The 14,556-nt window shown below is 69.6% G+C and carries 15 protein-coding genes; 2 read left to right on the forward strand and 13 right to left on the reverse strand.

Annotated elements, in window-relative coordinates; genetic code table 11:
• Window positions 1-8 precede the first annotated feature (8 nt).
• Window positions 9-974 (reverse strand): alpha/beta hydrolase, encoded by a 966-nt coding sequence (locus tag JW364_RS15815; RefSeq protein WP_205333810.1) that lies wholly within the window; start codon window positions 972-974, stop codon window positions 9-11.
• Window positions 975-1,034: 60 nt separating this feature from the next.
• Here JW364_RS15815 and JW364_RS15820 point away from each other — a divergent pair, with 60 nt between their 5' ends.
• Window positions 1,035-1,622, forward strand: a complete 588-nt coding sequence (locus tag JW364_RS15820) for a TetR/AcrR family transcriptional regulator (RefSeq protein ID WP_065629607.1) — start codon at window positions 1,035-1,037, stop codon at window positions 1,620-1,622.
• Between the two features lie 201 nt (window positions 1,623-1,823).
• Here JW364_RS15820 and JW364_RS15825 read toward each other — a convergent pair whose 3' ends face one another.
• Genes JW364_RS15825 through JW364_RS15840 form a run of 4 tightly spaced genes read right to left on the reverse strand, consistent with a single transcriptional unit; the run spans window position 1,824 to window position 5,090 of the window.
• A complete protein-coding gene (locus JW364_RS15825) occupies window positions 1,824-2,627 on the reverse strand; it encodes a type III pantothenate kinase (protein WP_058249901.1) in 804 nt (267 codons plus the stop codon).
• Between the two features lie 17 nt (window positions 2,628-2,644).
• A complete protein-coding gene (gene panD, locus JW364_RS15830) occupies window positions 2,645-3,085 on the reverse strand; it encodes an aspartate 1-decarboxylase (protein ID WP_065629606.1) in 441 nt (146 codons plus the stop codon).
• Window positions 3,086-3,087: 2 nt separating this feature from the next.
• Entirely contained in the window at window positions 3,088-4,035 is a 948-nt protein-coding gene (gene panC / locus JW364_RS15835) for a pantoate--beta-alanine ligase (RefSeq protein WP_137809940.1), read from the reverse strand.
• A 20-nt stretch (window positions 4,036-4,055) separates the two neighbouring features.
• The gene (locus tag JW364_RS15840; protein WP_205333811.1) at window positions 4,056-5,090 is read right to left on the reverse strand and encodes a Rossmann-like and DUF2520 domain-containing protein; all 1,035 of its coding nucleotides are present in this window, start codon (window positions 5,088-5,090) and stop codon (window positions 4,056-4,058) included.
• A 312-nt stretch (window positions 5,091-5,402) separates the two neighbouring features.
• Between JW364_RS15840 and JW364_RS15845 the strand changes: the two genes are divergently transcribed.
• A complete protein-coding gene (locus JW364_RS15845; RefSeq protein WP_137809942.1) occupies window positions 5,403-6,812 on the forward strand; it encodes a serine/threonine-protein kinase in 1,410 nt (469 codons plus the stop codon).
• A 26-nt stretch (window positions 6,813-6,838) separates the two neighbouring features.
• Here JW364_RS15845 and JW364_RS15850 read toward each other — a convergent pair whose 3' ends face one another.
• From JW364_RS15850 to ftsH, 8 genes are all read right to left on the reverse strand, one after another.
• The gene (locus JW364_RS15850; protein ID WP_205333812.1) at window positions 6,839-7,624 is read right to left on the reverse strand and encodes a hypothetical protein; all 786 of its coding nucleotides are present in this window, start codon (window positions 7,622-7,624) and stop codon (window positions 6,839-6,841) included.
• Between the two features lie 124 nt (window positions 7,625-7,748).
• Window positions 7,749-9,101 (reverse strand): DUF6779 domain-containing protein, encoded by a 1,353-nt coding sequence (locus JW364_RS15855; protein WP_205333813.1) that lies wholly within the window; start codon window positions 9,099-9,101, stop codon window positions 7,749-7,751.
• A gap of 115 nt (window positions 9,102-9,216) precedes the next feature.
• Entirely contained in the window at window positions 9,217-9,732 is a 516-nt protein-coding gene (locus tag JW364_RS15860) for a DUF3180 domain-containing protein (protein WP_068971963.1), read from the reverse strand.
• On the reverse strand, window positions 9,729-10,247 hold the full coding sequence (gene folK / locus JW364_RS15865) for a 2-amino-4-hydroxy-6-hydroxymethyldihydropteridine diphosphokinase (protein ID WP_205333814.1): 519 nt from the start codon (window positions 10,245-10,247) through the stop codon (window positions 9,729-9,731). The genes JW364_RS15860 and folK overlap by 4 nt, the downstream gene beginning before the upstream one ends.
• Window positions 10,244-10,615, reverse strand: coding sequence for a dihydroneopterin aldolase (gene folB, locus JW364_RS15870; protein ID WP_205333815.1), 372 nt, complete (start codon window positions 10,613-10,615; stop codon window positions 10,244-10,246). The genes folK and folB overlap by 4 nt, the downstream gene beginning before the upstream one ends.
• Window positions 10,608-11,462 carry a dihydropteroate synthase gene (gene folP, locus JW364_RS15875; RefSeq protein ID WP_137810001.1) on the reverse strand — a complete coding sequence of 285 codons (855 nt, stop codon included), beginning with the start codon at window positions 11,460-11,462 and terminating at the stop codon, window positions 10,608-10,610. Before folP ends, folB begins: the two co-directional genes overlap by 8 nt.
• A gap of 50 nt (window positions 11,463-11,512) precedes the next feature.
• The gene (folE, locus tag JW364_RS15880; RefSeq protein ID WP_137809947.1) at window positions 11,513-12,124 is read right to left on the reverse strand and encodes a GTP cyclohydrolase I FolE; all 612 of its coding nucleotides are present in this window, start codon (window positions 12,122-12,124) and stop codon (window positions 11,513-11,515) included.
• Between the two features lie 9 nt (window positions 12,125-12,133).
• A complete protein-coding gene (gene ftsH, locus JW364_RS15885) occupies window positions 12,134-14,521 on the reverse strand; it encodes an ATP-dependent zinc metalloprotease FtsH (RefSeq protein ID WP_137809948.1) in 2,388 nt (795 codons plus the stop codon).
• Window positions 14,522-14,556 lie beyond the last annotated feature (35 nt).

Raw genomic sequence — 14,556 nt, forward strand, 5'->3', positions numbered from 1 at the left:
ATCCGGGGTCACGTCGTCCCGACGAGTTCGGCGGCCAACGTACGGAGGTGGTCGGCGAGTTCGTCGACGCCGGGCTGCTCCACCGGGAAGTGCCCGCACCCGGTCAGCAGATGGATCTCGGCGCGCGCCGCGATCCGTCGCGCGAAGCGCACACTGACCTCCGGCGGCGTCCACGAGTCGGCCGCCGGATGGACCAGCAGCACCCGTGGACCCCGGTACTCCTCAGGGGGCGGCACCTCGTGCGTCATCAGGTCCGCCAGGAACCCCAGCGACACTGACGATCCGGCACCGAGACGGTCGTCGACGCAGGCCTGGGACAGGTCCGGGTCGCGACTCATCGCCGACATCGGCGCCACCCATCGGATCGGAAACCGCATCCGGGCGAGCACCCCGACGCGGGCGAGCACCGGCATCAGCGGGGTGAGGCGACCGAGCGCCGGCGTGCGCGCGACCGCTCGACGCGCATCGGGATCCCCGGCCAGATCGAGCAGGCAGGTCGCGACGACCGCGGCCACCCGTCCGGTCCGGCTCGCGACCTCGTAGGCGAGCATCCCGCCGAGACTCGCCCCCAGCACGATGAGCGGACGCGGATCGTCCTCGGTCTCGGTCGTCACGAGATCGCAGATCAGATCGACCCAGTCCTGGTAGCGGACCCTCCCCGGATCGGCCACCCGCGTGCGTCCGTACTGCGGCAGATCGGGGGCGAGGACCGCGAACCCCTCGTTCGCGAGGATCGCGCCCAGCGGCCAGACCAGGGCACTGTGTCCGCCACCGCCGTGCAGCAGCAACACGCGCAGCGGTGCCGCGCTCGGGCGCGCCCGCAGGATGTGGACGTCGACCTCCCCGCAGGCCCGGCCGGAGCTCGACGGCCAGGTCCACCAGGTGGATTCGGCCGCGACCCCGGCGGCGACGGACCGCCACGGCTCGGGCAGGAACCGAAGGTAGGATTCGGGGGTTCCGGATCGGCGGATCATGTATCCATCGTCGAACCGGCGGCGGGACTCCACAACTCGCATTTCCCGAGGATCGATCAGATGCGCAAAAGGCCACGGCAACAACGCTCTTCGTTCACCGTCGACACGATTCTCGAGGCGGCCACTCAGCTTCTCGACACCGAGGGCGCGGAGATGACGACCAACCGCATCGCCGAGAAGGCCGGGGTGTCGGTGGGCTCGATCTATCAGTACTTCGGCGACAAGCAGGCGATCTTCGACGAACTCGCGCTTCGCCATCTCGACGCCGCCGCCGGGGCGATGACGGCCGTCCTCGCCGACCACCCGCCCGGTTCGTGCCCGTGGCCGGAGGTGCTTCATGCGGTGATCGAGGTCGCGGTCCGCGAGAACTCTACGCACGGCCGCGCCCATGGGCGGCTGCGCGAACTGGCCGACCCGACACGCCTGGCCACGGAGTACACCACCCTGATCGATTGGCTGATCGACCGGTTGAGCGCCCATCTCGTCGCCGACGGCTGGACGGCGCAGTCCGCGGCCGCCGACCTCCGGCTCGCCTTCGCCGCCGTCGACGCCCAGATCCACCAGCTGGCCGGCACCGACCTGACCGCCGACGAACTGACCGACCGCATCACGGCCTACACCGAGGCAGCACTCCGCGCGCACCGATGACACGCCGAATCCCCGTGCCGCCGTTCGGTTCGCCTAGTGTCCCGGGTCGGAAATTCGTTTCATGAGTTCGGCGGTCCAGGTGGATGCATCGCGAGGCGGCGGAGGACGCAGCTACTGGATGTACCTGCGACGACGCCAACGAAGCGAGGCGCCGCCTGGGCGTCGCAATCATCAACGAATTTCCGGCGCGGGACACTAGATCTACTTCCCGCGACGCGGATTCGCCTTGGCCCGTTCGTGGACCAGGCGCAGGCCATCCAGGGTCAGGTGCGGGTGATGATCGGTGAGGGAACGACATTCGTCGAACATCAGCGGCGCGAGAAACCCGGTGGCGACCACCGTCACGTCGTCGCCGTCGAATCCCGGGACGGTGTCGCAGACGCGGTCGACCAACCCGTCCACCTGACCGGCGAAGCCGTACAGGATGCCCGACTGGAGCGCTTCGACGGTGTTCTTGCCGAGCACGCTGCGAGGCGGCATCAACTCGACCTTCCGCATGGTCACGGTGTGCTCCGACAGCGCCTCGACCGCGAGGTTGACGCCCGGTGCGATGGCCCCGCCGAGGAACTCGCCCGTCGCGGAGACAGCGTCGACGACCGTTGCGGTACCGAACGCGACCACGATGCAGGGTCCGCCGAATTCCGTGTGCGCGGCAAGGCAATTGGCGACCCGGTCGGTGCCGACCTCTTTCGGGTTGTCGACCAGGAGGGGAACCCCGGTCCGCACACCGGGTTCGAGCAGCACGTGCGGCCCGTTGCCGAAGTAGCGCGGCACCATCACGCGCAGTTCGCGCAGGAGCGACGGAACCGTCGACAGCGCACTCACCCCGGTCACCTGCTCTATGTCGTCGCCGAGCATGCCGCGGAACGCCCACGCCAGTTCGTCGGCGGTGTAATGCGGGTCGGTGTGGATTCGCCAATCACGCACCAGGCGCGCGTGATCCCCGACCCCGGCGTACACGCCGAGATGGATGTTGGTGTTGCCGACGTCGACGGTGAGCAGCATCGAAGGTCGTCGCCGCGTCAGAGCGAGGCGTCGGCGAAGATCGGACCGTCGAGGTGACGCGGGTCGAGCAGGCCCGACCCCGCGGGTACGTCGGCCGGATCGTCGCCCGTGGTCACGATGCGGTTCTGCGCGTCGACGAACACCACGTTCGGCGAGTACTCACGCAGCTCGGCCGCATCGAGCATGCTGTAGGCGATGATGATGACGAGATCGCCCGGGTGGACGAGATGCGCAGCCGCACCGTTGATCCCGATGACACCACTGCCGCGCTCGCCGGCGATCGCGTAGGTCACCAGCCGGGCGCCGTTGTCGATGTCGACGATCGTGACCTGCTCACCCTCGAGCAGGCCCGCGGCGTCGAGCAGATCGGAGTCGATGGTCACCGAGCCGACGTAGTGCAGGTCGGCCTGGGTCACGGTGGCGCGGTGGATCTTCGAGGTCATCATGGTGCGCAACATGGTCATCGTCCCTCTGTCGTGGTTGTGGTGGCATTGGTCCAGGCGATTTCTTCTTCGAGCGCGGCGACGCCGCCGACGGTCACGCCGACGTTGTCGATCAGGCGAGCGCCGCCGAGCCGGGCCGCGACGAGCAGCCGTCCCGCGCCCTTCTCCGGTGGTTCCTCGAGCTGACGCCCGCGCAGGTCCAGGTAGTCGACCTCGATCTCCGGGACCGTGGCGAGCACCGACCGTGCGGCGGCGAGAATGGCATCGCGTCCGCCTTCGGCCGCATGGGCCCCCGCGACGAGCGACGCCGAGAGCGTCGTCGCCAGCTCCCGCTGCTCCGGGGTGAGATAGCGGTTGCGTGACGACATCGCCAGCCCGTCGGACTCGCGGACGGTCGGGACGCCGACGATGTCGACGTCGAGGTTCAGGTCGGTCACCATCTGCTTGATGAGCACCAGCTGCTGATAGTCCTTCTCACCGAAGAACGCCGCATTGGGTCCGACGATGTTGAGCAGCTTGAGGACCACCGTCAGCATTCCGGCGAAGTGTGTCGGCCGCGAGATCCCGTCGAGGATTCGGCCCGCCTCGCCCGGGTGCACCGTCGTCCGCGGGCCGTTCGGGTACATCGACGACGCGGACGGCGCGAACACCAGCTCGACGCCCAGCGGCTCGAGGAGCGCGAGGTCGGCGTCGAGGGTGCGCGGGTAGGCGTCGAGGTCCTCGCCGGCGCCGAACTGCAACGGGTTGACGAAGATGGACACCACCACCACGGTGTTGCCCTTCGCCTTGGCGGCCCGGACGAGCTGCAGATGGCCGGCGTGCAGGGCACCCATGGTCGGGACGAGCACGACACGTTTGCCCGCGGCCCGCAGCGCACGGGTGACGCGGCTCAGCGACGACGGCTCTCGATGCACGGTCATCTTGCCGGCCGAGTAGGTGGGCTGTGCGTCGGACGGGCCGCTCACGCCGTCTCCTCCGCTTGATGTCATCGGTCCTCCAATGCGTCGATCAACGCCTGCGGTGCGTGGCTGTGATCCGCGGCGCGCCGGGCGAGTGTGCGGTACGCCTCGGCGATGCCGTGCGGTCCCGGGCCGGCGGGGACGGTGCGCAACGCCGCCAGGTGTCGGGCGACCGCGGGCGCGTCACCGCGGGCGACGGGCCCGGTCAGCGCCGACGGGCCGAGTTCCAGCACGTTCCGCAGCGACGCCGCGGCCAACGGCCCGAGGATGCGTTCGGCGAGGCGGTTACCGTGTCCGTCGACGGTCGCGGTGTCGCGGCCGGAGTGGTCGATGGCGGCGTTGAGAGCGAGGACCGCGTCGGAGATCAGGGCGATCAGGTGGTTGGCGCCGTGGGCCAGTGCGGCGTGGTAGAGCGTGCGATCGGCTTCGGCGATCCGGACCGGGTCACCGCCCATCTCCAGCACCAGCGACGACGCGATGGCCTCGCCGACCGCATCGACGGCGGTGATGGCGAAACAGGCGTTGGTGAGGCGCGCGGTGTCGTCCTCCGAACCCACGAACGTCATCGCCGGATGCAGTGCGATCCCGAGTGCACCGCGGTCGGTCAGCGGTTGCAGCACGGCCACCCCGTGCGCGCCCGCGGTGTGCGCGACGATCGTCCCCGGACGGAGCGAGTCGGACGCCGCGATCTCGTCGACCACGGCGGCGAGCTCGGAGTCGGGCACGCTGACCAGCAGCAACTCGGATCGCGCGACGACCGCGTCGAGGTCGAGGACCTCGGAATCGGGGAGTCGACTCACCGCGCGGGCCCGGGACTCGGGCGACCGCGCCACCACGGCTCCGACCACATGCCCGGCCTTCTCGAGCGCCTCGCCCAGAGCGGTCCCGACGCGGCCGGCGGACACGAGGCCGACGGTGAGGCGAGCGGGCGTCGGCAGATTCGTCATGCCGGGAAACGGGTCGGTGAGACCGGAACGGAGGTGCGAGCCATCGACGAAGGCGTCATCGCCACCGGTTCGCCGTGCCGATGGCATACCGGCATCACCGCTCGGTGAGGTCACCGCTGTCCTCCAGAGTGTCGTTCCAGTCCCGCCTCTGCCGAGACGTCCGTCGGATGAGCGGAGTCATCGCGGCGGCGTCGGCACGGGTACCAGACGTTGCAGAGCAAGAGTAGGTCCGACACCGCGGCCGGTGCCAACGTCTGTGACAGGTGTCACCTCGAGGGCGCCCGGTTGATCCGCCGGTCGTGCCGACCGATCCACCGAACCACCGGTGACCTGCGCCGACGCGGCGTAGTCTGAGACAGCCGCAGTCCGCCCAGGATTGCCGGCCCGGACGACATCGACACACCCGCGCACACGAAGGTCCCGCCCATGAGCTTGGAACCGGGCACAGAGTTCGCCGGTTACCGGGTCGTGCGCAGGATCGGTGCGGGCGGGATGGGTGAGGTGTACCTCGTCCGCCATCCCCGGCTCCCGCGCCATGACGTGATCAAGGTCCTCGCCGAGCAGGTGTCGAACGATCCGATCTTCCGCGCCCGGTTCACCCGCGAGGCCGACCTCGCCGCCCAGCTGGACCACCCGTGCATCGTCAGTGTCTACGACCGGGGCGAAGTGGACGGACGACTCTGGATCTCGATGCAGTACGTGCCCGGCACGGACGCCGCGGCATTGCTCGCCACCAGCCCCGGCGGGCTCCCGCTCGCCGACGTCGCGGCCGTGGGCGACGCGATTGGCGCCGCTCTCGATCACGCACACCGCTCCGGACTGCTCCACCGCGACGTCAAACCAGCGAACATCCTGATCAGCCCCGAGGAGTCCGATCCGCGACTCCCCCAGCACGTCACACGCCGGCGTATCCGGCTGGCGGACTTCGGGATAGCGCGCCCGACCGACGGTGGTGCCACCTCGCTCACCTCGACGGATCTCGTCATCGGCTCGTTCCCCTATTCGTCACCCGAGCAGCTCTCGGCCGAGACCCTCGATGCCCGCAGCGACGTCTACTCGCTGTCCTGCACCGTCTTCGAATTAATCACGGGCACAGTGCCGTTCGCTGCACGGACGCCCGCCATGATGATCCACCACCACCTCAGCACCCCGCCCCCGGAGCTGTCCGACCTCCGGCCCGACGTGCCGCCGGCGGTGTCCGACGTGGTGCGCTCCGGTCTCGCAAAGAACCGGACGGACCGTCCGTCGTCGGCGGGGGCCTTTGCCGCCGAACTCCGTTCGGCGATCGACTCGACGGTGTTCGCCCCGGCGCCACCGCGGCCGGAGCGCACCGTGCGCGGCCACGCCGCGGCACCGACGTTCGGTCCACCGATGTCCGGACCACGACCGCCGGCGTTGCCCCCGACCGCCTTCGCACCCACCGCTGCGATCCCGGTCGCCGGTGCCACCCAACCGGGAGACGACGGCCCTCGGCCCACCATCGCACGGGGCGCGACGGCGTACTCCGGACTCCCCGGACACGCTGTCCCACAGCATGATCCCGGGTCGTCGACGGTCCGCGCCTCGCGCGATCTACCGGTGCTGGACCCACCTCGGCCCGGCGCGGGTGCGACCCGGCGGACCACCGCGTCGCTCGCATGCGGTGTGGCGGCGATCCCGTTGAGCGTCGTCGGTGGACTGGGCCTGCCGGTCGGCGTGGCCGGCTGGTATCTCGCCGGCCGTGGTCAGCCGGGTTCGGCCGGGCGGTTCGCCCGCGTGCTGTGCGTCCTGGGCGTCGTGCTGAGCCTGGGGTTCATCGCGTTCACCGTCGGACGCGCCGTGGCGATGCAGTTCTGACTTCGACGTCATGGCAACGGATTTCGTCAGCGCCAGCTCCCCGGCCGGGACTGCTGCGGCTCACGCGCCTGCCTGGACAACGCGCCGAACACGGCGTCGACCACCCACAGGGTCAGGATGCCCGCCACGATGTCGACCACGTCGTCGAACGGTGAACGGAATCTCGGCGAGAACGGGTCCAGTACCTGCGAGGCCGGGACGTCGAGGAGTCTCCCGGTGCCGTCGACGATCGCGTCGACCGGGTTCGACGCCCAGCCCTCGTACGCGTTGATCGCCAGCAGCATGATGACCGGAATGGCCAGCACCCACCAGAATCCACGTCGACGCGCGACCGACCACGCCACGATCAGCATCACGACGAAGGCGGGCATGTGCTCCGAACAGAACGTGAGCACGGGGTAGTCTCCCGATCGCACCAGGACCGGGACCTGACCACCCCAGAATCCGAGTGCTCCGACCGCGCCGATCACCACCGCGATCCCCGACCGCATCGGATTACGAGCCCAGATCCCCAGCACGAGAACCATGTACAGCGGCATCAAAGCCGTCAGCGACCAGATGAGCAACAGGCTCGCCTCGGGACCGTTGGCCTGGAGGTTCGCGTGGTACTCGCGGAACGGGGTGCCGTCGAGCGGGTCGAAGGTGAAGAGCCACAACACCGTCGGCCACCACGCGATGACCGGCAGGAACACCGCGGTGCTCACCAGCGACTGCTTGACCGCGTTCCCGCGCTTGGTGTGGCGGATCGCGGCCATCGACGGATCGGACCCCGGCCCGAGACCGAACTCCCCACCCGCGAGCGTCTCGCTCATACGGGAATACTAGGGCGATCGTCCAACTCGTATCGGCGAATCCGCGGCAACGCCGCAGATGCACCCGGACGGATGACAGGGGCATCGGACCGCGACCCGGCAGCGTCGCAAGCGGCCGGGCGGATCAGCCGTTCCGTCGGCGCCGTCCGCCGCCGGTGGACTCCGTCTGTGACCGCAGCTGGCTCAGGAGTTCGGAGACGGGCAACCCCGCCGAGTGTGCCGATTCCGCGTCGTCGGCAACCGCACGGCGTCGACGACCACCGCCGGAGGACTCCGCGGGCCGACCGCCCGGCTGATTCTCGTGTCGTCCAGCGGACCCGAGGAAGGGCGGGGGCTCCACGTCGTCGGAAGCATCCGCGACGCCCGGGGTCTCATCGCTCTCGGGTGCTTCGCCCGACGCCGCCCGGGTCGACCATTCGTCGGTCGGGGTGTCGTCGGTGTAGAGCGGTTGATTCGCGTCCGCGACCGGCGACTGCGATCCCGGGCCTCGGGTATCCGCCGCGTCGGTGTCGTTCCCGAGGTAGAAGCCCCCGGAGAACGGCAATGACGCGGACTCTCCGGCGCCGGTCGACGCACCGTCCGCACCCGAGGTCTCGGCGCCTGCGGAGGCCTTCGGGCCGTCGGCGTGATCGGTGTCGACGATCTCGGCGTCGGAGACGTCTGAGTCGGACGTCCTCCCGGACGTCCCCGTCGCGGCAGAGGGTTCTGCCGGCGCGCTCGTCGCCGCGGGCTCGTCGGGCGATACCTCGGTGGCGATGCGGCCCGAGATCGGGTCGTCGGTGACGACCGGGATCACCTCGGTCATCTCGTTGGGATCGACCGGTCCCGTATGCCTGCCGTCGTCCGCGGTCGGAGCCGTCGCCGCGAAGTCGCGCGCGGCGAGCACCCCGTCGTCGGCGTAGGTGGCGCCGTAGGAGGACACGCCACCGATATCACCGGAGAAGCCACCGCCGTAGGGTGCACCGGATCGACGTCCCGCGCGTGATTCGTCGTTCAGGCCCGAGGCCAGTTCGCGCATCTTCTCACTCGACAGGGCGACCCGCTGATCCGGCAGCGGTTCACCGAGGAGCATCTCCAGGCTGGAACGCAACGCCAGCACCTGGGCCTTGAGCTCGGAGAGTTCTTCGTTCGACTCGGCGGTGACCTCTTTGCGGATGGTCGTCTCGACATCGAGTTCGTACTGCCGACGCGCGGCGATCTCGCGTTCCAGCTGCAGTTCGTAGACCAACCGGAGGTCACGGCTCTTCGCCTCGGCGCTCTCGGCCTGTCGACGGAACTTCGTCACCAGGATCGCGCCGATGACGGCCGCCCACAACGCCGCGATGACTGCCAGCGAGCCGGTGATCGACAGCCTGTCGGTGAAGACCATCAGGATGCTGGCGATCAATGCGAGCACGATCAAGAGGCCGAGCAACCACTGAGCCGTCGACCGACTCGAGCGGCGCGAGTCGGCGGCACGGCCGTTCGAGGTCGTCATGATCGTGAATTTACCCGCTGTGAGTGCATTCGGACCGCAGGCGGGTGCGGAGTTTCTCCGATAGTCGACATGTTAGGCGACGAGTGGGCGGGGCGTCCGACACTCGCCCCGACCCTCACGGACCGCCGACGGCGGACGGATCGTCGGGTGCTCGGCAGCAGTACTCGAGCCACAGCGCGGCACCGACGAGGACCACCCCGCCGATCAGTCCGACGATCGCGCCCGGCCGGTCGTGGTCGGCAGCGGCCAGATCGTGTTGGCCGAGCAGGAAGGCCAGCAGACCCAGCCACACCCCGACGGCGATCGCGCCGAGGATCGCAGAAGCCTTGGCCAGGGCCAGCACTCGCGCGGCAGTGAGCGGATGGAGTTGTCCCCGCGCGCGACCGACATCCCGCGAATCGACCCGGGAACGGACGACGAAGGCGATGACGATCTCGAGTGCGGCAAGCACATACAGCACCACACCGGCGAGCAACGGCAGCGGCGGGAAATCGGAGTAGTTGTACCGCACCAGGATCCACGCGACGATCGCCGTGACCGCTGCGATGACGGCGAGATCGCGGACCCGGGTGGGACCGAGACCGGTTTCCTCGTCGTCCTGATCCGGCCGGCGCGGGTCCGGCGCGGTCACGAGTCGACCCCGGTCAGGCGGCCGACCGGACGCACCGCGTCCCGCTCTGCGGCGTCGAGCCCGGCCACGAGATCGGACACCGCGCGCGCCCCGTCCGGGGTCCAGAGGGTGGCATCGGGTTCGATCTCGAGCCACGGGACGAGGACGAAAGCCCGTTGCGCGGCACGGGGATGGGGCAGTGTCAGGTCCGGGTCCCCGGACACGACGACCTGGCCGGACTCGGACACGGTGACGACGTCGACGTCGAGAGTTCTCGGCCCCCAGCGGATCTCGCGCGTCCGTTCGGCCGCCCGCTCGAGTTCGAATCCGCGCTCGAGCCATCCGCGCGCATCGTGCGGGCCGTCGACGACGAGCGTGATGTTGCGGAAGTCCTCCTGCTCGACCCCGCCCCACGGCGGCGTCGAATAGACCGCGGACACCGCGACCAGGTCGTCGGCGAAAGCCTCGACGACCGAACGCAGGTGCGCGGTCGGGTCACCGATGTTGGAACCGGCCGAGAGCACCGCGCGGCTCATCGCGTCCCCTTGCGGGAACGTCTGGTCACCACCGCGACGTCGTCGAAGGTCAGTGGGATCGGCGCCGACGGCTTGTGCACGGTCACCTCGCAGGCATCGATGCGCTCGTCGGTCATGATCGACTCCGCAACCTCGGCCCCCACCTTCTCGATGAGGTTGCGCGGTTCGCCCCCGACGATGCCGGCGACCTGCTGCGCGAGCGCGCCGTAGTCGACGGTGTCGGCGAGGTCGTCGGACTCGCCGGCGGCCCGTAGGTCCAGCCAGAGCACGACGTCGATGTAGAAGTCCTGGCCGTCGGCCCGTTCATGGTCGAACACACCGTGATTGCCGCGCACCTTGAGGCCGCGCAGTTCGATCCGGTCAGCCATTCGAGTCTCCTACCGAGGACGAGGTTCGGGAACCGCCGGTGCGCCAGGCCGCCGCGACCGCGACCGCGTCGCGACTGCTCGCGACGTCGTGGACGCGCACCCCCCACGCGCCCGCGGCGGCGGACAGCGCCGAGACCGACGCGGTGGCGACATCACGTCCGGCGGGCGGCCGATCCGCACCGTCGCGACGCAGCAGCGACCCGAGGAAGCGTTTGCGGGAGGCTCCGACCAGCACCGGGAAGCCGAGCCCGGTGATGGTGTGCAATGCGTTGAGCAGGGCCCAGTTGTGCTCGGCGGTCTTGGCGAAGCCCAGCCCCGGATCCAGGATGAGGCGGTCGGCGTCGACGCCGGCCGACACCGCCGCATCGACCTGGGCCAGCAGTTCCCCACTCACCTCGGCGACCACGTCCCGGTACCCGTCGACGTCTCCACTGCGGTGCGTGAACCGCCGGTCCGTGCTGTCCCCGGCCGGGCGCCAGTGCATCAGGATCCACGGCAATCCCGCGTCCGCGACGACCCGCGCCATGTCGGCGTCGGCACGCCCGCCGGACACGTCGTTGACGATCGCGGCGCCGGCCCGGATCGCGGCGGCCGCGACCGGGGCGCGCATCGTGTCGACAGACACGGTCACCCCGCGCGCGGCGAGTTCGCCGATCACCGGGACCACGCGCTCCGCCTCGAGACCGGGGTCGACCCGGACCGCGCCGGGCCGGGTCGATTCGCCACCGACGTCGATGAGGTCGGCACCCTGCTCGATGAGTTCGAGCCCATGCGCGATGGCCGCATCGGCGTCGAGGTAGCGGCCGCCGTCGGAGAAGGAGTCGGCGGTGACGTTGAGGACGCCCATCACGAGAGTCCGGTGCACACCGCCGCCGGCGGGGACTGCGTGCGCCTGCGTCACCGGGTGATCAGGTCGAGGGCTTCGCCGCGGGACACCGCACTGGTCTTGAAGATGCCGCGCACCGCCGACGTGGTGGTCGTCGCGCCGGGTTTGCGGATACCGCGCATGGCCATGCACAGGTGCTCGGCCTCGATCACCACGATCACCCCGCGGGGCTCGAGTCTGCGCATCATCGCGTCGGCGATCTGGCTGGTGAGCCGCTCCTGGACCTGCGGACGCTTCGCGTACAGGTCGACCAGGCGTGCCAACTTGGACAGCCCGGTCACCCGGCCCGACGCCCCGGGGATGTAGCCGACGTGGGCGACGCCGTGGAACGACACCAGGTGATGCTCGCAGGTGGAGTACATCGGGATGTCCTTCACCAGCACCAGCTCGTCGTGGTCCTCGTCGAACGTCGTGGCGAGGACCTCGTCGGGCTCGGTGTACAAGCCGGCGAACATCTCCCGGTAGGCGTTCGCCACCCGGGTGGGCGTCCGGATCAGACCTTCCCGATCCGGGTCCTCGCCGACGGCGAGCAGCAACTCGCGGACCGCGGCTTCGGCGCGTGCCTGGTCGAAGTCGGACCGGGGTCCCTCGAGTACGGCGTCCCGCCGCTCGCTGATACTCATCCGGCCACTTTACGAACTCGGACGCGAGTCGTCGTCACCGGCGCGATGGCCCCAGCCGTTCGTGTCGCCGTTGCGACCCGACCGCGGGTCGGGCTCGGGCGGCCAACCGGGTGCGGACCAGTCGCGCGGCGCGCCGTAATCCGGACGCGTGCCGCCCCCGTACGGCCCGCCCGACCCGGGTGCCGTCCGGCCGTTGCCCGGGTCCGGATACTGCGGGTTGGGGTAGTTCGGGTTCGGATACTGGGGGTTCGGATACTGGGGATTCGGATAGTGGGGGCCGGGATCGGCCGGCGGATATCCGTGGTCGGGGTACCGCGGTTCGGGACTGCCCTGCGTCGGGGGTGTCGGACCGCCCGGCTCGGGATAGATCGGCGGGTAGTTCGGCACCTGGCCGGGGACCTGCGGCCCACCGGGATAGCCGGCACCCACCGGTTCCGGGATCTTGGCCTGCTCCGGCGGCGGCCACGGCTCACCGCGTTCGATCGCCAGCTCTCCCGGCGTCTTCACCGGCGGTTTGTCACTCGGAGTGCGTTCGCCGAAGTCGTTGAACGCGGTGATCCGCGGACGCTTGTCGACGTCGGCGAAGATCTTCTCGAGGTCCTTGCGGGTCAGCGTCTCCTTCTCGAGGAGCTGCGTCGCGAGCACGTCGAGCGTGTCCCGGTACTCGGTCAGGATGGCCCACGCCTCGGTGTGCGCGGCCTCGATGAGCCGGCGCACCTCGTCGTCGATCTCGCTCGCGATTTCCGCGGAGTAGTCGGTGTGCGAGCCCATGGACCGGCCGAGGAACGGATCGCCCTGGTCCTGGCCGTAGCGCACCGCACCCAACTTCGAACTCATGCCGTACTCGGTGACCATCGCACGCGCGATCTTCGTCGCCTGGTCGATGTCCGACGACGCGCCGGTCGTCGGCTCGTGGAAGACCAGTTCCTCGGCGGCACGGCCGCCCATCGCCATCACCAGCCGCGCGATCATCTCCGAGCGGGTCATCAGGTCCTTGTCCTGCTCGGGGACGGCGAGCGCGTGGCCGCCGGTGCGCCCGCGCGCCAGGATCGTGACCTTGTAGATCGGGTCGAGATCGGGCATCGCCCAGGCAGCAAGAGTATGGCCGCCCTCGTGGTAGGCCACGACCTTGCGCTCGTGTTCGCTGATGATCCGGGACTTGCGGCGCGGACCGCCGATGACCCGGTCGACCGCCTCTTCGAGGGCCTCGGCGGTGATCGTCTGCTTGTTCTCCCGTGCGGTGAGCAGCGCCGCCTCGTTGACGACGTTGGCCAGATCCGCTCCGGACATGCCGGGCGTGCGCTTGGCCAGACCGTCGAGATCGGCGTCGGAGTCGATCGGCTTGCCCTTGGCGTGGACCTTCAGGATGGCCCGGCGACCCGCCATGTCGGGGTTGCCGACCGGGATCTGCCGGTCGAAACGTCCGGGGCGCAGCAGAGCCGGATCGAGGATGTCGGGGCGGTTGGTGGCCGCGATCAGGATGATGCCCGAGCGGTCGCCGAACCCGTCCATCTCGACGAGGAGCTGGTTGAGCGTCTGCTCACGCTCGTCGTGACCACCGCCGAGACCCGCGCCGCGCTGTCGGCCGACGGCGTCGATCTCGTCGACGAAGATGATGCACGGACTGTTGTTCTTGGCCTGCTCGAACAGGTCACGCACACGCGACGCGCCGACGCCGACGAACATCTCGACGAAGTCCGAACCGGAGATCGTGAAGAACGGGACGCCCGCCTCGCCGGCCACCGCGCGGGCCAGCAGCGTCTTGCCGGTTCCGGGAGGGCCGAAGAGCAGCACACCGCGCGGGATCTTGGCGCCCAGCGCCTGATACCGCGTCGGGTTCTGCAGGAAGTCCTTGATCTCGTAGAGCTCTTCGACGGCCTCGTCGGCGCCCGCGACGTCGGCGAAGGTCGTCTTCGGCATGTCCTTGGTGAGCTGCTTGGCCTTCGACTTGCCGAAGCCCATCACGCCGCCGCGGCCACCGCCCTGCATACGGCTCATCACGAAGAAGAACAGACCGAACAGCAGGATCATCGGCAGCACGAAGATGAGGATCTGCCACAGGACGGACTGCTCGTTGACGTTGGTCGTGTACGGGGCGCCGGTGCCCTGGACGGCCTCGAAGACCTGGTCCCCCGCCTGCGCCGGGTACTTGGCGCTGATCTTGTCGGCGTCGGCGTCGTTGACCTTGATCGGGGTGTTCAGCTCGATGCGCAGCTGCTGCTCGCGGTCGTCGATGCTGATGAACTTGGTGTTCTTGTCGTTGAGTTGCTGCAGTGCGACAGAGGTGTCGACGCCGCGGTACTCCCGACCGGAGTCGCTCATCACGCTCCAGCCCCACAGGGCGAGCAGGATGAGCGCCAGGATGGCGAGGTTGCGGAAGACTGTCTTACGGTTCATGCCAGTTGGTGGGGGTCGTGCGGGCTCACGGGATC

This window comes from Gordonia sp. BP-119, from assembly GCF_016924115.1.
Lineage (GTDB): Bacteria > Actinomycetota > Actinomycetes > Mycobacteriales > Mycobacteriaceae > Gordonia > Gordonia hongkongensis.